22 protein-coding genes are annotated in these 18353 nt (G+C 66.7%); 19 read left to right on the forward strand and 3 right to left on the reverse strand.

Going from position 1 to position 18353, the window contains the following annotated elements; translation table 11 throughout:
- Positions 1 to 331 precede the first annotated feature (331 nt).
- From RT551_RS04350 to truD, 6 genes are all read left to right on the forward strand, one after another.
- Positions 332 to 1972: a CTP synthase gene (locus tag RT551_RS04350; RefSeq protein ID WP_313455950.1), complete on the forward strand. Its 1641-nt coding sequence runs from the start codon at positions 332 to 334 to the stop codon at positions 1970 to 1972.
- Between the two features lie 113 nt (positions 1973 to 2085).
- Positions 2086 to 3372: a phosphopyruvate hydratase gene (gene eno / locus RT551_RS04355; RefSeq protein ID WP_313455952.1), complete on the forward strand. Its 1287-nt coding sequence runs from the start codon at positions 2086 to 2088 to the stop codon at positions 3370 to 3372.
- A gap of 4 nt (positions 3373 to 3376) precedes the next feature.
- Positions 3377 to 3730 (forward strand): cell division protein FtsB, encoded by a 354-nt coding sequence (gene ftsB, locus RT551_RS04360; protein ID WP_313455953.1) that lies wholly within the window; start codon positions 3377 to 3379, stop codon positions 3728 to 3730.
- Positions 3727 to 4425, forward strand: coding sequence for a 2-C-methyl-D-erythritol 4-phosphate cytidylyltransferase (gene ispD / locus RT551_RS04365; protein WP_313456072.1), 699 nt, complete (start codon positions 3727 to 3729; stop codon positions 4423 to 4425). Before ftsB ends, ispD begins: the two co-directional genes overlap by 4 nt.
- Positions 4426 to 4474: 49 nt before the next feature.
- Positions 4475 to 4972 (forward strand): 2-C-methyl-D-erythritol 2,4-cyclodiphosphate synthase, encoded by a 498-nt coding sequence (gene ispF / locus RT551_RS04370; protein WP_313455955.1) that lies wholly within the window; start codon positions 4475 to 4477, stop codon positions 4970 to 4972.
- On the forward strand, positions 4969 to 6012 hold the full coding sequence (truD, locus tag RT551_RS04375) for a tRNA pseudouridine(13) synthase TruD (RefSeq protein ID WP_313455957.1): 1044 nt from the start codon (positions 4969 to 4971) through the stop codon (positions 6010 to 6012). Before ispF ends, truD begins: the two co-directional genes overlap by 4 nt.
- A 95-nt stretch (positions 6013 to 6107) precedes the next feature.
- On the opposite strand, the gene RT551_RS04380 is transcribed toward truD, so the two are convergent.
- The gene (locus RT551_RS04380) at positions 6108 to 6647 is read right to left on the reverse strand and encodes a Smr/MutS family protein (RefSeq protein ID WP_313455958.1); all 540 of its coding nucleotides are present in this window, start codon (positions 6645 to 6647) and stop codon (positions 6108 to 6110) included.
- A 187-nt stretch (positions 6648 to 6834) separates the two neighbouring features.
- On the opposite strand from RT551_RS04380, the gene surE reads away from it, so the two are divergent.
- The 4 genes from surE to RT551_RS04400 are packed head-to-tail and all read left to right on the forward strand — an operon-like array spanning position 6835 to position 9698.
- Positions 6835 to 7614, forward strand: coding sequence for a 5'/3'-nucleotidase SurE (gene surE / locus RT551_RS04385; protein ID WP_313455960.1), 780 nt, complete (start codon positions 6835 to 6837; stop codon positions 7612 to 7614).
- Complete coding sequence (locus RT551_RS04390) at positions 7611 to 8288, forward strand: protein-L-isoaspartate(D-aspartate) O-methyltransferase (RefSeq protein ID WP_313455962.1); 678 nt, start codon at positions 7611 to 7613, stop codon at positions 8286 to 8288. The genes surE and RT551_RS04390 overlap by 4 nt, the downstream gene beginning before the upstream one ends.
- 19 nt (positions 8289 to 8307) lie before the next feature.
- A complete protein-coding gene (locus RT551_RS04395; RefSeq protein ID WP_311190844.1) occupies positions 8308 to 8922 on the forward strand; it encodes a DedA family protein in 615 nt (204 codons plus the stop codon).
- Positions 8919 to 9698, forward strand: coding sequence for a peptidoglycan DD-metalloendopeptidase family protein (locus RT551_RS04400; protein WP_313455966.1), 780 nt, complete (start codon positions 8919 to 8921; stop codon positions 9696 to 9698). Before RT551_RS04395 ends, RT551_RS04400 begins: the two co-directional genes overlap by 4 nt.
- 117 nt (positions 9699 to 9815) lie before the next feature.
- On the opposite strand, the gene RT551_RS04405 is transcribed toward RT551_RS04400, so the two are convergent.
- Both RT551_RS04405 and yhbY read right to left on the reverse strand, forming a co-directional pair.
- Positions 9816 to 10190 (reverse strand): Mth938-like domain-containing protein, encoded by a 375-nt coding sequence (locus RT551_RS04405; protein ID WP_313455967.1) that lies wholly within the window; start codon positions 10188 to 10190, stop codon positions 9816 to 9818.
- 7 nt (positions 10191 to 10197) lie between these two features.
- The gene (gene yhbY / locus RT551_RS04410) at positions 10198 to 10503 is read right to left on the reverse strand and encodes a ribosome assembly RNA-binding protein YhbY (RefSeq protein ID WP_313455968.1); all 306 of its coding nucleotides are present in this window, start codon (positions 10501 to 10503) and stop codon (positions 10198 to 10200) included.
- Between the two features lie 65 nt (positions 10504 to 10568).
- Here yhbY and rlmE point away from each other — a divergent pair, with 65 nt between their 5' ends.
- The 9 genes from rlmE (at position 10569) to RT551_RS04455 (ending at position 18352) form a co-directional block, all read left to right on the forward strand.
- Entirely contained in the window at positions 10569 to 11201 is a 633-nt protein-coding gene (gene rlmE / locus RT551_RS04415; protein ID WP_313455969.1) for a 23S rRNA (uridine(2552)-2'-O)-methyltransferase RlmE, read from the forward strand.
- Positions 11202 to 11254: 53 nt separating this feature from the next.
- Positions 11255 to 13198 carry an ATP-dependent zinc metalloprotease FtsH gene (gene ftsH, locus RT551_RS04420; protein ID WP_313455971.1) on the forward strand — a complete coding sequence of 648 codons (1944 nt, stop codon included), beginning with the start codon at positions 11255 to 11257 and terminating at the stop codon, positions 13196 to 13198.
- A 115-nt stretch (positions 13199 to 13313) separates the two neighbouring features.
- Complete coding sequence (locus RT551_RS04425; RefSeq protein ID WP_313455972.1) at positions 13314 to 13496, forward strand: hypothetical protein; 183 nt, start codon at positions 13314 to 13316, stop codon at positions 13494 to 13496.
- 88 nt (positions 13497 to 13584) lie between these two features.
- Positions 13585 to 14082, forward strand: coding sequence for a hypothetical protein (locus RT551_RS04430; RefSeq protein ID WP_313455973.1), 498 nt, complete (start codon positions 13585 to 13587; stop codon positions 14080 to 14082).
- A 93-nt stretch (positions 14083 to 14175) separates the two neighbouring features.
- Complete coding sequence (gene folP, locus RT551_RS04435) at positions 14176 to 15075, forward strand: dihydropteroate synthase (protein WP_313455974.1); 900 nt, start codon at positions 14176 to 14178, stop codon at positions 15073 to 15075.
- Complete coding sequence (gene miaA, locus RT551_RS04440) at positions 15075 to 16028, forward strand: tRNA (adenosine(37)-N6)-dimethylallyltransferase MiaA (RefSeq protein WP_313455976.1); 954 nt, start codon at positions 15075 to 15077, stop codon at positions 16026 to 16028. Before folP ends, miaA begins: the two co-directional genes overlap by 1 nt.
- A gap of 108 nt (positions 16029 to 16136) precedes the next feature.
- The gene (gene hfq / locus RT551_RS04445) at positions 16137 to 16421 is read left to right on the forward strand and encodes an RNA chaperone Hfq (protein WP_282294704.1); all 285 of its coding nucleotides are present in this window, start codon (positions 16137 to 16139) and stop codon (positions 16419 to 16421) included.
- A gap of 23 nt (positions 16422 to 16444) precedes the next feature.
- On the forward strand, positions 16445 to 17755 hold the full coding sequence (gene hflX, locus RT551_RS04450) for a ribosome rescue GTPase HflX (protein ID WP_313455978.1): 1311 nt from the start codon (positions 16445 to 16447) through the stop codon (positions 17753 to 17755).
- A gap of 102 nt (positions 17756 to 17857) precedes the next feature.
- Complete coding sequence (locus RT551_RS04455; protein WP_313456073.1) at positions 17858 to 18352, forward strand: CinA family protein; 495 nt, start codon at positions 17858 to 17860, stop codon at positions 18350 to 18352.
- Position 18353: the final 1 nt, after the last annotated feature.

The raw sequence follows: 18353 nt of genomic DNA on the forward strand, positions 1-18353 counted from the left end.
TTTTTGTGTGAAGGCCGCACGCCCCCCTTGGGCTGAGGGCCTTCAATCTGTAAACTATGGCTTTCCGGGAGTAGTGTGTGTCCTCGATCAGCGAATCGGCTGGCGCGACCCTGTGCGGTCGCCAGTCAGGCAGCCAGGAGGTGACGGTCCGTATGACCGGCACGGCGGCCCCGACCTCGCTGCGGACATGCCCTCCGGTGCCGGCCTCGCGCCAGCGCACCACCTCCCTCGCTTCCTCGGCGAACCGGAAAACCCCTTTCCTGCCCACCACCCGCCTTCCGGGATGGGGTGGTGCGGCCGTTTTCCATTTCCAGACAGGATGCTTGCAGCCATGACTCCCTTGATTTTCGTAACCGGCGGCGTGGTGTCCTCGCTCGGCAAAGGCATTGCCGCCGCGTCACTGGCCTCCATTCTCGAAGCGCGTGGCCTGAAGGTCACGATGATGAAGCTCGACCCGTACATCAACGTTGACCCGGGCACCATGAGCCCGTTCCAGCACGGCGAGGTGTACGTCACCGACGACGGTGCCGAAACCGACCTCGACCTGGGTCACTACGAGCGTTTCGTGCGCACCCGTCTGAGCCGCAAGAACTCGGTCACCACCGGTCGCATCTACGAGAACGTCATCCGCAAGGAGCGCCGCGGCGATTACCTGGGTGCCACCGTGCAGGTCATTCCGCACATCACCGATGAAATCCGCCGCTGCATGGACGAAGCCACCGAAGGCTTCGACGTGGCCCTGGTGGAAATCGGCGGTACCGTCGGCGACATCGAGTCGCTGCCGTTCCTGGAAGCCATCCGCCAGGTGCGTACCGAGCGCGGCCCGGAAAAGGCCCTGTTCATGCACCTCACCCTGGTGCCGTACATCGCCGCCGCCGGTGAGCTGAAGACCAAGCCCACCCAGCATTCGGTCAAGGAACTGCGCTCGATCGGCATCCAGCCGGACGTGCTGCTGTGCCGTTCGGAACAGCCGGTGCCGGATTCGGAGCGCCGCAAGATCGCCCAGTTCACCAACGTCTCCGAACGTGCCGTCATCAGCGTGCCGGACGTCGATGTGCTGTACCGCATTCCGTTCGGCCTGCACGAGCAGGGCCTGGACGAGATCGTCATCAACCAGCTCAAGCTGGGCGACAAGGCCGGCCCGGCCGACCTGCACGAGTGGCAGGCCGCGCTGGATGCCACCCTGAACCCGCAGGACGAAGTCACCATCGCCGTGGTCGGCAAGTACGTCGATCACCAGGATGCCTACAAGTCGGTCGGCGAGGCGCTCAAGCACGGTGGCCTGCGCCAGCGCACCAAGGTCAACCTGAAGTGGCTGGAAGCGCAGGATCTGGAAGGCACCGACATGGCCGCGCTGCAGGACGTGGACGGCATCCTGGTGCCGGGCGGCTTCGGCGACCGTGGCTTTGAAGGCAAGGTGCTGACCTCCAAGTACGCCCGCGAACAGCAGGTGCCGTACTTCGGCATCTGCTACGGCATGCAGGCCGCCGTGGTCGACTACGCCCGCCATGTGGCCGGGCTGGAAGGGGCCAACAGCACCGAGAACGACCGCCAGTCGCCGAATCCGGTGATCGGCCTGATCACCGAATGGCGCACCGCCAGCGGCGATGTCGAGAAGCGTGACGACAAGAGCGACCTCGGCGGCACCATGCGCCTGGGCCTGCAGGAGCAGCGCCTGAAGCCGGGCACGCTGGCCCGCGAACTGTACGGCAAGGATGTGGTCGCCGAGCGCCACCGTCACCGCTACGAGTTCAACAACCGCTACCGCACCCAGCTGGAAGACGCCGGGCTGGTCATTGCTGGCAAGTCGATGGACGACACCCTGGTGGAAGTGGTCGAGCTGGCCCGCGACCAGCACCCGTGGTTCCTGGCCTGCCAGGCCCACCCGGAGTTCCTGTCCACCCCGCGCGACGGCCACCCGCTGTTCATCGGTTTCATCAGCGCTGCCCGCCAGCGCAAAGCCGCGCGCTGAAGCGCTGCCACGCCGTGCGTGGCTTCGCGCGCGCGGCTGGGTAATAATCACGCGGACGTTTCACGCGCCACCGCAGGTGGCGCTCTCCCTTTCTGACTGGAATTTGGCCCGCCATGACCGCGATCCGCAGCATCCATGCCCGTGAAATCCTCGACAGCCGTGGCAATCCCACGCTGGAAGCCGAAGTCACCCTGGAGGACGGTTCGTTCGGCCGTGCCGCCGTGCCGTCGGGTGCCTCGACCGGCACCAAGGAAGCGGTGGAGCTGCGTGATGGCGACAAGACCCGCTACCTGGGCAAGGGCGTGCGCAATGCCGTCGGCAACGTCAACACCACCATTGCCACCGCGCTGAAGGGCTTTGATGCCGCCGACCAGGAAGGCCTGGACCGCCGCCTGATCGACCTCGACGGCACCGAGAACAAGGGCCGCCTGGGCGCGAATGCGCTGCTCGGGGTCTCGATGGCCAACGCCCACGCGGTGGCTGCCTCGAAGAAGCAGGCGCTGTGGCAGTACCTGGCGCAGGGCCGCGATGTGACCCTGCCGGTGCCGATGATGAACATCATCAATGGCGGCGCACATGCCGACAACAACGTCGACTTCCAGGAGTTCATGGTGCTGCCGGTCGGCTTCACCTCGTTCTCCGAAGCGCTGCGCGCCGGCACCGAAATCTTCCATTCGCTGAAGTCGGTGCTGAAGGGCCACGGCCTGAGCACGGCGGTGGGCGACGAGGGCGGTTTCGCCCCGGACTTCCGCAGCAACGTCGAAGCCCTGGACACCATCCTCGAAGCGATCGGCAAGGCCGGCTACACCGCCGGTGAGGATGTGCTGCTGGGCCTGGACGTGGCCTCCAGCGAGTTCTACGAGAACGGCAAGTACAACCTGGTCGGCGAGAACAAGCGCCTGACCTCCGAGCAGTTCGTCGACTTCCTCGCCGACTGGGCCGCGCAGTACCCGATCATCACCATCGAAGACGGCCTGGCCGAGAACGACTGGGCCGGCTGGAAGCTGCTCACCGACCGTATCGGCAACAAGGTGCAGCTGGTCGGCGACGACCTGTTCGTGACCAACCCGAAGATTTTCAAGGAAGGCATCGAGTCGGGCACCGCCAACGCCATCCTGATCAAGGTCAACCAGATTGGCACCCTGACCGAAACCCTGGAAGCGATCGCCATGGCGCACAACGCCAACTACGCGGCCGTGGTTTCGCACCGTTCGGGCGAAACCGAAGACACCACCATCGCCGACATCGCCGTGGCCACCACCGCCACCCAGATCAAGACCGGCTCGCTGTGCCGCAGCGATCGCGTGGCCAAGTACAACCAGCTGCTGCGTATCGAGGAAGCTCTCGGTGCCGGCGCGCGTTACGCCGGGCGTGACGCGTTCGTTTCGCTGAAGCGCTGATCCCATGCGCGACTGGCGCTGGCTGCTGCTGGTGCTTGCGGTACTGCTGGCATGGCTGCAGTACCGCTTCTGGTTCGGCCCGGGCAATTCGGGTGAAGTGATGGTGCTCGAGGCCCAGGTCGAAAGCCAGAAACGCGACAACGAAGGCCTGCAGCAGCGCAACGATGCGCTCGCTGCCGAGGTCAAGGACCTCAAGGAAGGCGAAGCCGCCATCGAGGAGCGCGCACGCAGCGAGCTCGGCATGATCCGGCCCGGCGAGAAGTTCTACCGCGTGGTCGAGAACGCGCCGGTCGCCGCGCCGCGTGCGCCTGCCGTGGTCCATGCCGACACCGGCACGCCGGCTCCGGAGGTGCCCTGATGGGCGGCATCTGGGCGGTGGTGCCGGCGGCCGGTCGTGGTACCCGTTTTGGTGGGGCAACCCCCAAGCAGTATCTGGTCGCGGGTGACCGCGTGCTGCTGGCGCATACCCTGGAAGCGCTGCTGTCACATCCGGCGGTAGCCGGGGCGATGGTGGTCATTGCTGAAAACGACGCCGACTGGCCGGGCTGGTCCGCGCTGGCGGACAAGCCCATCCTGACCTGCACCGGCGGGGCCACCCGTGCCGAATCGGTGCTGGCCGGGCTGCAGGCACTGCCGGAGGACGTCCGCGCGGACGAGTTCGTGCTGGTCCACGACGCCGCACGCCCGAATCTGGCCGCGGCCGACCTCGGCCGACTGCTGGAAGTGGGGCGCAATGATCCGGTCGGGGCGATTCTGGCTGCACCGGTGCGCGACACCCTCAAGCGCGCGGGGGACGATGGTGGCATCGACGGCACCGAGCCGCGTGCACGCCTGTGGCGCGCGTTGACGCCGCAGTTGTTCCGCCGCCATCAGCTGGCGCGTGCGCTGCAGGAGGCCGCCGCTGCCGGAGTGGAAATCACCGACGAAGCCATGGCGATGGAGCGGCAGGGCCTGCGTCCGCTGTTGGTGGAAGGCAACGAAGACAACTTCAAGGTCACCACGCCGGCGGATCTGTCCCGTTTTGAATTCGAGCTGTCGCGACGCGGATCGTGATTTTGTATTGCCAAGCCGGGCAAGCCCGGCTCTACGTTAGGTTCAGGTCATGAATACGGCTGCATTTCCACCTGTCCGCATCGGGCAGGGGTACGACGTCCACGCCTTCGGCGAGGGCGACCACATCATGCTCGGTGGCGTGCGCGTGCCGCACAGCTGCGGCGTGCTGGCGCACAGCGACGGCGATGTGATTCTGCACGCGCTGTGCGATGCCATGCTGGGCGCGCTGGCGCTGGGTGACATAGGCCAGCACTTCCCGCCGTCGGACATGCGCTGGAAAGATGCCGACAGCAGCCAGTTCCTGCAGCACTGCAACAGCCTGCTGCGCGAGCGCGGCTGGCAGGTCGGCAACGCCGACATCACCGTGATCTGCGAACGGCCCAAGGTCGGCCCGCACGCGCTGGCCATGCGTGAGCGCATCGCCGGCCTGCTCGGCAATGCGCTGGACACGGTCAGCGTCAAGGCCACCACCTCCGAGAAGCTGGGCTTCACCGGTCGCAGTGAGGGCATTGCCGCGCAGGCCGTGGTGCTGTTGGTGGCGCTGTGATTCCGTTACCGTTGGCGTTTGGTGCGCCGCTGCTCACTGCGAAGATCCGAACTGTCCCCGAAGATTTCCAGGTCGATGAACTGCCGGCGTTCGAGCCGAGCGGCGAGGGCGAGCATCTGTTGCTCACCGTGCGCAAGCGCGGGGCCAACACCGTGCATGTGGCCAAGCAGATCGCGCGCTGGGCGGGGCTGCCGGAGATGAGCGTCAGCTATGCCGGCATGAAGGATCGCCACGCGGTCACCACCCAGCGCTTCAGTGTGCACCTGCCGAAGCGGGTCGCACCGGATCCGGCACTGCTCAACGACGCCGAGATCGAGGTGCTGGAATCGACCTGGCACAACCGCAAGCTGCAGCGCGGCGCGCTGGCCGGCAACCGGTTCAAGCTGGTGCTGCGTGATGTGCAGGGCGATGCGGGTCTGATCGACGCGCGTCTGGCCCAGATCGCCGTGCGCGGGCTGCCGAACTGGTTTGGCGAGCAGCGATTCGGTCGCGATGGCGGCAACGTGCCGGCTGCGTTGGCGATGTTCCAGGGCCGGCGCATGCGCAAGGACCAGCGTTCATTGCTGCTGTCGGCTGCACGTTCGGCGCTGTTCAACCAGGTGTTGGCGGCGCGGGTGGAGCAGGGCAACTGGGACAGCGCGCTGGACGGCGAGGTCTGGATGCTCGATGGCAGCCGCAGCGTGTTCGGCCCGGAAGCGTGGAGTGACGCGCTGGCCGAGCGCCTGGCGCGTTTTGATATTCACCCCAGTGGCCCGTTGTGGGGCGAGGGTGAGCTGCGCAGCACAGGCGATGCTGCTGCGCTGGAGCTGGGTGCGATCAATGACGAGCAGTCGCTGCAGTTGCGCGCCGGGCTGGAAGACGCGCGATTGAAGCAGGAACGGCGTGCGCTGCGCCTGCGTCCGGCGTTGATGCAGCACCAGTGGCTGCAGCCGGATGTGCTGGAACTGTCATTCGCATTGCCGCCGGGGTGTTATGCCACCGCTGTGCTGCACGAGCTGGGCCCGGTGCAGGACGTGGGCGGAGCCGTGTCGCCCGATTGAACATGTGCAGCCACGCAGGGCGTGGCTCTACGTTTGTTTGCTGATTTGCCGTAGAGCCACGCCCTGCGTGGCTTCGCGGTCCCCAACGCAACCGATTACCGGTTCGCCAACAACACCAGCACCGCCCCGGTCCCGCCTTGCCCCGGCGGCGCCGAATGAAACGCCAGTACGTCATTGCGCTGCCGCAGCAGCCGGTCGACCAGGTTCTTCAACACCGGCGCACCGCCATCGGACTGCAGTCCTTTCCCATGAATGATGCGCACACAGCCATGGTCGTGCGCATGTGCATCGGCCAGAAACTGGCGCAGCAGGTTCTCGGCCTGCGCCGCGGTCGCCCCGTGCAGGTCCAGCTCGTCCTGCACCGAATACTGCCCGCGCTTGAGCCGCTGGAACATCCGCGCCGGCAGGTTCTCGCGCCGGTAGCTGGCGGTGTCGCCGGCTTCCAGCGGTGAACTGCTGCGCAGCAGCTGGGCGAACTCGCCCCGGGCCTCGGCATCGTCCTGTTCGGCCATGCGCGCGCGCGGCTTCGGCCGCGGCGTGGCCGGGGGCGTCGCGACCGGCTTGCGCAGGGGCTTCACCTCGCCAATGGCCGCGCGGAACAGGGCGGCCGGATCTTCGTCTTCAGAATGTGACATGCGTACAGCCTAATGCGCTGAATCGGCGCTGCCTACCTTTCGGCAGGGTAGGACGATCTGTCCGCATGCGGCACAATAGCGGACGCACTTGCGTGGCGGGTGATCCCGGGAGAGGGGAGCGCCGGCTACGCCAACGCAGCAGAGTGATGGAATCGAAGTCTTGAAAAATCAAGCGGTTAAATCGGAGATGCGCATCCTGGTCAGCAACGACGATGGGGTCGATGCGCCGGGCATCCGGATGCTCGCCAGCGTGTTGCGCCAGGCCGGGCATGAAGTCATGGTGGTCGCCCCCGACCGCGATCGTTCGGGGGCCAGCAACTCGCTCACCCTGGATCTGCCGATCCGCACCAAGCGCATCGACCACTACACCTGCGCGGTGGCCGGCACCCCGACCGACTGCGTCCACCTGGCCCTCACCGGCATGCTCGACTACGAGCCGGATATCGTGGTGTCGGGCATCAACAACGCCGCCAACCTGGGCGACGACGTCATCTATTCCGGCACCGTGTCGGCGGCGATGGAAGGTCGCTTCCTCGGTCTGCCGGCGGTGGCCATGTCGCTGGTCTCGCACAATCACGACCCGAAGCACTTTGAAACCGCTGCCCGTGCCGCAGTGGAAATCATGACCCGCCTGAAAGCCGACCCGCTGCCGGCCGACACCATCCTCAACGTCAACGTGCCGGACCTGCCGTGGGACGAGGTGAAGGGCTTCGAAGTCACCCGGCTGGGCAACCGCCACCGTGCCGAGGGCTGCATTCCGCAGCGCGACCCGCGCGGCAATGAAGTGTTCTGGATCGGCCCGGCCGGCCGCGAACAGGACTCCGGCCCCGGCACCGATTTCCACGCCGTGCGCAGTGGCCATATCTCCATCACTCCGATCCAGGTCGATCTGACCCGCTACCAGGCGCTGGAGAAGGTAGCCAGCTGGGTCGGCGGGCTGACCGCCGCGCTGGACCGTCCGGCATGAGCCAGCGTCTGCGCCTGCAACCCGAAGCGGTCGGCATCGGCATGACCTCGCAGCGTGTGCGCGATCGTCTGGTCGACCGCCTGCGTGAAAGCGGCATCACCGACGAAGCCACGCTCAACGCCATTCGCGTGGTGCCGCGCCATCTGTTCATCGATGAGGCACTGGCCTCGCGCGCCTATGAAGACACCGCGCTGCCGATCGGCCACGGCCAGACCATCTCGCAGCCGTGGGTGGTCGCGCGCATGACCGAGGCGGTGCTGCAGAGCGCGCCGAAGAAGGTGCTGGAAGTGGGCACCGGATCGGGGTATCAGGCGGCCGTGCTCGGCGCGCTGGGCCTGGAGGTCTACACCGTGGAACGCATTGGCGACCTGCTGCGGCAGGCCCGCAAGCGCTTCCGCGCGTTGGGCATGAACATCCGCAGCAAGCACGACGACGGCCGCATCGGCTGGGCCGAACATGGCCCGTTCGATGCCATCGTGGTCACCGCGGCCGCGCCGGCGCTGGTCGACGCGCTGATCGAGCAGCTGGCGGTAGGGGGCCGGTTGGTCGCCCCGGTTGGCGGGCCCGGTGCGCAGTCGCTGATCCAGCTGACCCGCCGCGAAGATGGCAGCGTGGCGCAGGAGGTATTGGCGCCGGTCACGTTCGTCCCCCTGCTGTCTGGCATGCTGGACTGAATTCAAGGAGCTGCGTTTCATGAAGATTTTCGGTCCGCTGTACGAGCGGGCAATGAAGTGGGCCGCGCATGAGCGCGCCCCGACCTATCTCACCGTGCTGAGCTTCGTTGAAGCGATCATCTTCCCGGTCATGCCGGAAGTGATGCTGGCCCCGATGTGCGTGGCCCAGCCCAAGCGCGGCTGGTGGTTCGCCACGCTCAGCCTGGCCGGTTCGATGGCTGGCGCGCTGGTCGGTTATGCACTGGGGCACTTCGCCTTTGAAGCGATCAAGCCGCTGTTCGCCGCGCTGGGCATGCTGCCCAGCATCGAAGGCGGCATCGCCATCGTGCAGGAAAAAATGGCCGAGTCGCCGTGGGCGGTGTTCACCTTCCTGGTGCTGGGCGGCTTCATGCCGATTCCGATGAAGGTCTTCACCTGGGCCTCGGGTATTGTCGGCGTGCCGATGCCGCAGTACGTGTTGAGCATGCTGATCGGTCGTGGCAAGCGCGTGTACGTGCTGGCCGCGGTGATCCGCATCGGCGGCGCGCGCGCCGAAGCGGCGTTACGGCGCTGGATCGAACCGCTGGGCTGGATCGCCACCGCGCTGGTGGTGCTGCTGATTGGCTGGCTTGTCTGGAGGGCAAAATTCGCATGAGTGCACAGCGTTGGAATACCGGGTTGAAGCTGGCCGCCGCGATGGCGGTGGCCGTCACCCTGAGTGCCTGTGGCACCGCCACCGTGGTCAAGTCGTCCGGCTCGCGCGGCGGCCACAGCACGCCGCAGACCTCGGTCGCCAAGCCGGGGCAGACCGCCACCGTGCGCAAGGGCGACACCCTGTACGCGCTTGCGCGCATCCACAACATCACCCCGCGTGATCTGGCCGCGTGGAATGGGCTGAGCGAGCCGTACACCATCTATCCGGGCCAGCAGATCCGCCTGTATCCGGGTGGCAGCACGCCGGGCCGTGCCCCGACCACCGTGGTCACCGCGCCGCGTCCGGGCACCAGCACGCCGGCTCCGACGCCCGCGCCGGTGCCAACCAATACCCCGATCAAGAACAACATCAACTGGCGCTGGCCGGCCGATGGCGCGCTGGTCGGCCGCTACGTGGCGGCTGACGTCACCAAGCAGGGCATCGACATTGCCGGCACCAGCGGTCAGCCGGTACGCGCCACCGCGCCCGGCGTGGTGGTGTATTCCGGTGCCGGCCTGGTTGGTTTCGGCGAGCTGATCATCATCAAGCACAACGAGCAGTGGCTGTCGGCCTATGGCCACAACCGCAAGCGGCTGGTCAACGAAGGCCAGAACGTGAAGGCCGGCGAGCAGATCGCGGAAATAGGCCGCACAGGCACCACCCGCGACATGCTGCACTTCGAGATCCGCTACAACGGCAAACCGGTCGACCCGCAGCAGTACCTGCCGGCGCGTTGACCGGTCCGGCATCCGGATGGACACGCATGGCGTGTCCCTACGGGCGCGATCGAACGGGGTGGCGAAAACGGGTAGGGACACGCCATGCGTGTCCGCGCGGGGCCGGATCGCCCGGAATCAACCCGCCAACATGAACGCGGCGGCGACCTTTCGGCCTTCGGCGGCCAGCAGGTTGAAGGTCCGCGCAGCGGCCTGGTTGTTCATAACTTCCAGCCCGACTCCACGCTGCAGGCAGCGGCCGAGCACCTCGGCCGACGGGAACACCTGGGTGTCCCCGGTGCCCAGCACGATCAGTTCCGGACCCAGCGCCAGCACCGGCTCCAGGTCGGCCACGGTCAGCGCCGTGCCGACAGCCACCGGCCAGTTTTCCACCAGCTGGTCAGGGCTGACGATGAAGCTCGCCCCCAGCACTTTGTCATTCACGGTCGCGCTGTGGCCGCTGGCGGCGCGCAACACATAGGCGTAATCCGGCAGTTCGTGGCTGAATTGCATGGCGCAATCAGCCGCGCGGCAGCACGATCTTGCGCTGTTCCTTGCTCGGGCGGTACAGCACGGCGGTGTGGCCGATGCGCTGTACCAGCGCGCTGCCGGAGGCTTCGGTGAGCTCGGCAATCATCGCGTCGCGGGTGTCGCGGTCTTCCGCGCCCACCTTCACCTTCACCAGCTCATGGCGCTCCAGCACCTCCTCCAGCTCAGCCAGGAAGGCCGGGGTGATCCCCTTTCCGCCGATCTGCAGCAGGGCTTTCAGATCGTGGGCTTGGCCGCGGAGGAAGCGGGTCTGGGCGGAGGTGAGGGCAGTAGACATTCAGGAACGGACGGTTAATCAGGGCGATCAGGGTATCATGACCATCCCAAAAGGCCCCAAGTCCCATGGCAACGCGCAGCAAAAGCAGTCAACGTTGGTTGAAAGAGCACTTTTCCGACCCCTTCGTGAAGAAGGCCCAGGCCGAGGGCATGCGCTCGCGCGCCGCCTACAAGCTGGAGGAGCTGCTTGAACGTGACCGCCTGCTGAAGCCGCATATGGTGGTGGTCGACCTCGGGGCCGCCCCGGGGGGCTGGTCGCAGCAGGTCCGCCGCCAGATCGGCGACACCGGCCGGGTCCTGGCCCTGGACATCCTGGAGATGCCTCCGCTGGCCGGGGTCGAGTTCCTTCACGGCGATTTCAGGGAACAGTCGGTCCTATCGCAGTTTGAAGCCATGCTGGGCGACCAGCCGGTGGACCTTGTGCTTTCCGACATGGCCCCCAATAAGAGTGGCATGGACGCGGTGGACCAGCCGCGGATGATGCACCTGGCCGAGCTGGCGTTGGATTTTGCCGACAACCATCTCAAGCCGGGTGGCGCGTTCCTGATCAAGCTGTTCCAGGGCGTGGGCTTTGACGACTACGTGCGTGAAATGCGCCGGCGGTACGACAAGGTGGTGATCCGCAAGCCTGAAGCCTCGCGTAAGCGCTCGCCCGAGGTCTATGCCCTGGGGCAGGGCAAACGCCCCCAGATCAAGTAAGCTCGACCATACCAATCGCGTCAGGCATTAGAGGAACCACGGAGCCAATGAGGATGAACGACTTGACCAAGAACCTCCTGCTATGGGTGGTCGTGGCCGTGGTGCTGATGGTCGTGTTCCAGAGCTTCTCGCCCAAGACCAGCGGCGCAGGGGCCTCCGGTGCCACCTATTCGCAGTTCCTGGACCAGGTGGACAGCGGCAACGTCCAGAAGGTCACCTTCGGCGGCGACCTGCGCAGCGGCACCAACCAGATCACCTACGTCACGCGGGGCGGCCAGCCGGCCACCATCACCGCGCCGATGGACCGTGACCTGATCAACGTGCTGCGTGCCAAAAACGTCGAAATCGTCCAGGAAGAGCCCTCCAGCGGCATCTCGCTGGGTGCCATCCTGATGAACTTCCTGCCGGTCATCCTGATCATCGGCTTCTGGTTGTTCATCATGCGCCAGATGCAGGGCGGTGGCGGCGGAGCCAAGGGCGCGATGTCCTTCGGCAAGTCGCGCGCCAAGCTGCAGGGCGAAGACCAGATCAAGGTCACCTTTGCCGACGTCGCCGGGTGCGATGAGGCCAAGGAAGAAGTCGGCGAACTGGTCGACTTCCTGCGCGACCCGAGCAAGTTCACCAAGCTGGGCGGCAAGATTCCGCGCGGTGTGCTGATGGTCGGCCCCCCGGGTACCGGCAAGACCCTGCTCGCCCGCGCCATCGCCGGCGAGGCCAAGGTGCCGTTCTTCTCGATCTCCGGTTCGGACTTCGTGGAAATGTTCGTCGGTGTGGGTGCCAGCCGCGTCCGCGACATGTTCGAGCAGGCCAAGAAGCAGGCTCCGTGCATCATCTTCATCGACGAAATCGACGCCGTCGGTCGCCATCGCGGTGCCGGTCTGGGCGGCGGTCATGACGAGCGCGAGCAGACCCTGAATCAGCTGCTGGTGGAAATGGACGGCTTTGAAGGGGGTGAAGGCGTCATCGTCATTGCCGCCACCAACCGTCCCGACGTGCTCGACCCGGCGCTGCTGCGTCCGGGCCGCTTCGACCGCCAGGTCGTGGTCGGTCTGGCCGACGTCAAGGGCCGCGAGCAGATCCTGCGCGTGCACATGCGCAAGCTGCCGCTGGCTGATGACGTCGAACCGATGGTCATTGCCCGTGGTACCCCTGGTTTCTCCGGTGCGGATCTGGCCAACCTCTGCAACGAGGCGGCCCTGTTCGCCGCGCGTGGCAACGAGAAGGAGGTCCGCATGGACCACTTCGACCGTGCCCGCGACAAGATCCTGATGGGTGCCGAGCGCCGTTCGATGGCCATGAGCGAGGAGGAGAAGACCCTCACCGCCTACCACGAAGCCGGCCACGCCATCGTCGGCCGTCTGGTTCCCGAGCACGACCCGGTCTACAAGGTCACCATCATTCCGCGCGGCCGTGCGCTGGGTGTGACCATGTACCTGCCGGAGGGCGACAAGTACTCGATGAACCGCGTGGCGATCGAATCGCAGCTGTGCTCGCTGTACGGCGGCCGCGTCGCTGAAGAGCTGATCTTCGGTGCCGACAAGGTCACCACCGGTGCCTCCAACGACATCGAGCGCGCCACCAAGATGGCCCGCAACATGGTCACCAAGTGGGGCCTGTCGGACGAGCTCGGCCCGATCGCTTACGGCGAGGAAGACGATGAAGTGTTCCTGGGTCGTTCGGTCACCCAGCACAAGAGCGTGTCCGATGACACTGCCCGCCGCATCGACGAAGTGGTCCGCACCATCCTGGACAAGGCCTACGCCCGGACCACCGAGCTGATGAAGGCCAACATGGACAAGCTGCACACCATGTCGCAGCTGCTGCTGCAGTACGAGACCATCGACGCGCCGCAGATCGACGCCATCATGGAAGGCCGCGATCCGCCGCCGCCGGCCGGCTGGGGCAAGGCCAACAAGAACGACGGTGGCAGCAACAACGACAAGGGCGGTGACGCCCGTCCGGTGCCGCCGATCGCCGGTCCTGCCGAGCAGCACTGAGCATCACCGCATGACATCGGAAGGCCGGGGCAACCCGGCCTTCCTCTTTTTGTAGAGCCGAGCTTGCCCGGCTGTTCCACAATGCCGGGCAAGCCCGGCACTACCGGAGTACCTCATGTCCACCCCACCGCCTCCGATCTCGCACACCACCGAAATGGTGATCGCTACCGTCGTCGGTGCCGCCATCGGCCTGACAACGGAAAACTACCTGCTCGGCATCGGCATCGGCGTGGCCCTCGGCATCGGCTTGAGCGTGGCCAAGACCCTGTACCTGGACCACAAGCGCCGCAAGGGGTGAATCTCCCTTGCGCGCAGTTGCCGCAATCGGCACGATGCGCGGGCACGGTCGCATGATGCGGCCGTGTTCAACATCCCAGGGGAATACCATGCGTCATCCGATCCGCGCGGCCGCTGCCGTGCTGTTGTGCTGTGCCTCGCCCGCGTTCGCTGCCACCGTCCAGGTGCAGGACCCGATCCCGTTCTCGGACTCGGCGTACATCGCCGACAACATCAAGGCCGAGTGCCGGATGGGGGCGCAGCTGGCGACCGCACTGGGCAGCAATGCCGGCAAGTTCGGCAACACCATTGAGTTCAGCGGCGAGCTCGGCGAGCAGGGCCGGGTGCTGAAGCTGGAGCTGGTGGAGGCGCAGAGCGCGGGCAATGCCTTCTCTGGTCACTTCAAGTCCGCTACCGTGCGCGGAGTGCTGCTGGACGACGGCCAGAAGGTCGCCACCGTGACCGCGCGCCGCGTCTCCCGTGGCGGAGCATTTGGTGGTTTCAAGGGTTCCTGCGACGTGCTGGAGCGCGTGGTCACCGCCATCGGCAGCGATCTCGCTGAGTGGCTGGCCAACCCGACCGACAACGCCAAGCTCGGCGACTTCTGACCGCCCAGCCACGCAGGGCGTGGCTCTACGCTGCGAACCAACCATGCCGGGTGCCGGCGTAAACTATGCGCTGGCGCACTTTGTGGATGGCCCATGTTCGACACTTCTCCCCAGCTGGACTGCGGCGGCCGCGTGCTGCGACTGGATCGCCCGCGCGTGATGGGCATCGTCAACGTCACCCCGGATTCGTTCTCCGACGGCGGCGCGCACGACACCACCGACGCGGCGGTTGCCCACGGCCTGCAGCTGGTGGCGGAAGGGGCCGACCTGCTCGACATCGGCGGTGAGTCCACCCGCCCCGGTGCCGCCCCGGTGTCGGTGGAAGAGGAACTGCGCCGGGTAGTGCCGGTGATCCAGGCGTTGGCCGAACGCACCCAGGTGCCGCTCAGCGTGGACACCTTCAAACCCGAGGTGATGCGTGCGGCCGTGGCGGCCGGCGCCGGCATGATCAACGACATCCACGCGCTGCGTCAGGACGGTGCGCTGGCCGCCGCCGCTGAACTCGGCGTTCCGGTGGTGCTGATGCACATGCAGGGCGAGCCGGGCAGCATGCAGGACACCCCGCACTACGACGACGTGGTCGCCGAGGTGCATCGTTTCCTGGCCGAGCGCATGTTCTCGGCGGAGATGGCCGGTATCGCCAAGAAGAACCTGGTCATCGACCTGGGCTTCGGCTTCGGCAAGACCACGGAACACAACATGACCCTGCTGGCCCGCTCCGAACGCTTTCTGGAGCTGGGCGTGCCGATGCTGGCCGGACTGTCGCGCAAACGCAGCATCGGCGAACTCACCGGGCGCGAACAGCCGCGTGACCGCGTGGCCGGTTCAGTCGCCGCCCACCTGATCGCCGCCCAGCGTGGCGCGACGATCCTGCGCGTGCACGACGTTGCTGCGACGGTGGATGCGCTCAAAATCTGGGCCGCCGTCGATGCCGTGCCCACACCGCGTGTGGCCGCTGCCCCGGCCATGCCGCGCTGGCCGGACGAGGATTGATGGCCGTCGACCAGCGACCCTTGGCGATTGCCGTGATGGGCCCGACCGCGTCGGGCAAGACCGCCACGGCCATTGCATTGGCGCAGCAGCTGGGCGGCGAGATCGTCAGCGTCGACTCGGCGCTGGTCTATCGTGGCCTGGATATCGGCTCCGCCAAGCCCGATGCCGCCGAACGCGCACAGGCCCCGCACCATCTGCTCGACCTGCGTGACCCGTGGCAGACCTATTCCGCTGCCGAGTTCGCCGCCGACGCCGCGCGTGTGGTGGCCGACATTGTCGCCCGTGATCGCATGCCGATTCTGGCCGGTGGTACCGGGCTGTACTTCCGCGCGCTGTTGCAGGGCCTGTCGCCGATGCCGGCGGCAGATCCGGAGCTGCGCGCGCGGATCAGCGCGGAAGGCGCGGCGCGCGGCTGGCCAGCACTGCATGCCGAGCTGGCCCAGGTCGACCCCGCCGCCGCTGCGCGCATTCACGCCACCGACCCGCAGCGCATCCAGCGGGCGCTGGAGGTGTACCGGCTGACCGGCACCCCGATCTCCGAATGGCAGAAGCGACCGGGCGTGGACCGGTTGCCGGTGCGCTGTCTCAAGCTGATCCTGGCCCCGCGCGAGCGCGGCACCCTGCACCAACGCATCGAGACCCGCTTCGATGCAATGCTCGCCCATGGTTTCCTCGACGAGGTGCGTGCGCTGCGCGCGTTGCCGGAAATGGCAGCCGTGGCCGCGCCGCTGGACCTGCCGGCGGTGCGCGCGGTGGGCTACCGCCAGGCCTGGGAATATCTGGACGGGCAGGGCACGGCCGCCGAGTTCCGCGACAAGGGCATCTATGCCACCCGCCAGCTGGCCAAGCGCCAGCTCACTTGGCTGCGCGGCGAACTTGATGCGCGCTGGTTCGACCCCCATCTGGATGCCGTAGCCCTGGCCGACGCGGTCAGTGCATTTACTGCGACCTGAACCATGTCTTCACGCCCTCGGGGCGGTGTACCATCAATGATTCCGGTGGGCGACGGGGCCGTGACCGCCGCCGGGCTACCCAATAAGAACAATAATGAGGAGTGTGCAATGTCCAAGGGGCAATCGCTGCAGGATCCGTTTCTGAATGCACTGCGGCGCGAACGCGTGCCGGTGTCGGTGTATCTGGTCAACGGCATCAAACTGCAGGGCACGATTGAATCGTTCGACCAGTTCGTGGTCCTGCTGCGCAATACGGTGAGCCAGATGGTGTACAAGCACGCCATTTCCACCGTGGTGCCGGCACGCAACGTACGGGTCGGTCCCGGTGGCGGCTATGTACAGTCCAATGACGGCGGCACCGACGGTGCCCAGGGCGATGACGACGTTGAATGAAGCAGGCAAGACCGGAGTGATGCGTGTTTGACCGTTCCAAGCGGGGCGAACACGCGCTCCTGATCCAGCCCCATGCGGGAAAGCTGGAAGAAGACGTGCTGGAAGAGTTCACCGACCTGGCCCGCTCGGCCGGGGCCAGCATCGCGGCCACGCTCACCGCGCGGATCGACCGGCCCAATCCGTCGATCCTGATCGGCAGCGGCAAGCTCGATGAAGTGAAGGCGGCCGCGGATGCCACCGGGGCCGACCTGATCCTGGTCAACCACGCGTTGAGCCCGGTGCAGGAACGCAACCTGGAGCGCTTTCTGGAGCGCCGGGTGATCGACCGTACCGGGCTGATCCTGGACATCTTCGCGCAGCGGGCGCACAGCCACGAAGGCAAGCTGCAGGTCGAGCTGGCGCAGCTGCGCCACCTGGCCACGCGGCTGGTGCGCGGCTGGACCCACCTGGAGCGTCAGCGCGGTGGTGCCATTGGCCTGCGCGGCCCGGGTGAAACCCAGCTCGAAACCGACCGCCGGCTGCTGCAGAAGCGCGTGGAGCAGCTGCAGAAGCGGCTGGAAAAGGTGGAAGTACAGCGCACCCAGATGCGCCGTGCGCGCGTGCGCAGCGAACTGCCGCGCGTGGCCCTGGTCGGCTATACCAATGCCGGCAAGTCGACCCTGTTCAACGCGTTGACCGGTGCCGAGGCGTACGCGGCCGACCAGCTGTTCGCCACCCTGGACCCGACCGTGCGGCGTATCGCCATTCCCGGCGGCAACGTGGTGCTGGCCGACACCGTCGGTTTCGTGCGCGACCTGCCGCACGAACTGGTGGCCGCGTTCCGCTCCACGTTGTCCGAAGCGCGCGAGGCTGACTTCCTGCTGCATGTGGTGGATGCGGCCGACCCGCACCGCGAAGAGCGCATTGCCCAGGTCGACGAAGTGCTGGCTGCGGTGGGGGCAGGCGATCTGCCGCAGCTGCTGGTGTTCAACAAGATCGACCGCATCGACGGGGCCGAGCCACGCCACGACGCACAGGACGGCATTCCCGATCCGGCGCGCCGCGAGCGCGTGTGGATGTCGGCCCGCGACGGCACTGGTCTCGAACTGCTGCAGAGCGTGCTCGGCAAGCGGCTGGGCCTGCAGCACATCACCGGTCAGCTGCGCCTGCCCCCCAGCGCCGGCCGTCTGCGTTCGCGCCTGCACCAGCTCGAAGTGGTGCGCGGCGAGCAGGTGGACGAGGAGGGCTGGTTGCTGGAGGTGGACCTGCCCATCGCCGAAGCCGAGAAGCTGGCCGCCAGCGCCAACGGCGCGCCGATCAAGGCGATGCTGCCGGAAAAGGTCCCCGAGTGGTGATGGATTCCGTGGACACGCACGGCGTGTCCCTACGGTAGGGACGCGCCATGCGCGTCCATCGGGCACACGACACGCGCATTGCATCCGGGTTACAACATGACCATGACCGTCCCTACCGAATCTGATCTGGCCGATCTGGCCCGCGCCACCGGCCAGCGCCTGCAGCAGGCCAGCCTGCAGCTGGTCACCGCCGAAAGCTGCAGTGGTGGCTGGATCGCCAAGGCCATGACCGACATCGCCGGTTCTTCCGCGTTCTTCGACTGCGGCATGGTGGTCTACAGCTACGAGGCCAAACAGCGCCTGCTCGGTGTACGCGCGCAGACCCTGGAGCAGTTCGGCGCGGTCAGTCGCGAAACGGTGATGGAGATGGTCTCCGGTGCGCTGGTCAATTCCGGTGCCGGCGTCGCCGTTGCGGTCACCGGTATCGCCGGGCCCGGTGGCGGCAGTGCCGACAAACCGGTCGGCAGCGTCTGGATTGCCTGGAAGCAGCGCGGTGGCTACGCCCGCGCGCAGTTGTTCCAGTTCGACGGCGACCGTGATGCCATTCGCCGACAGACCGTAGAGCAGGCGCTTACCGGAATCTTCGCGCCGGTGTGAC

It is taken from the genome of Stenotrophomonas sp. (assembly GCF_032103445.1).
Lineage (GTDB): Bacteria > Pseudomonadota > Gammaproteobacteria > Xanthomonadales > Xanthomonadaceae > Stenotrophomonas.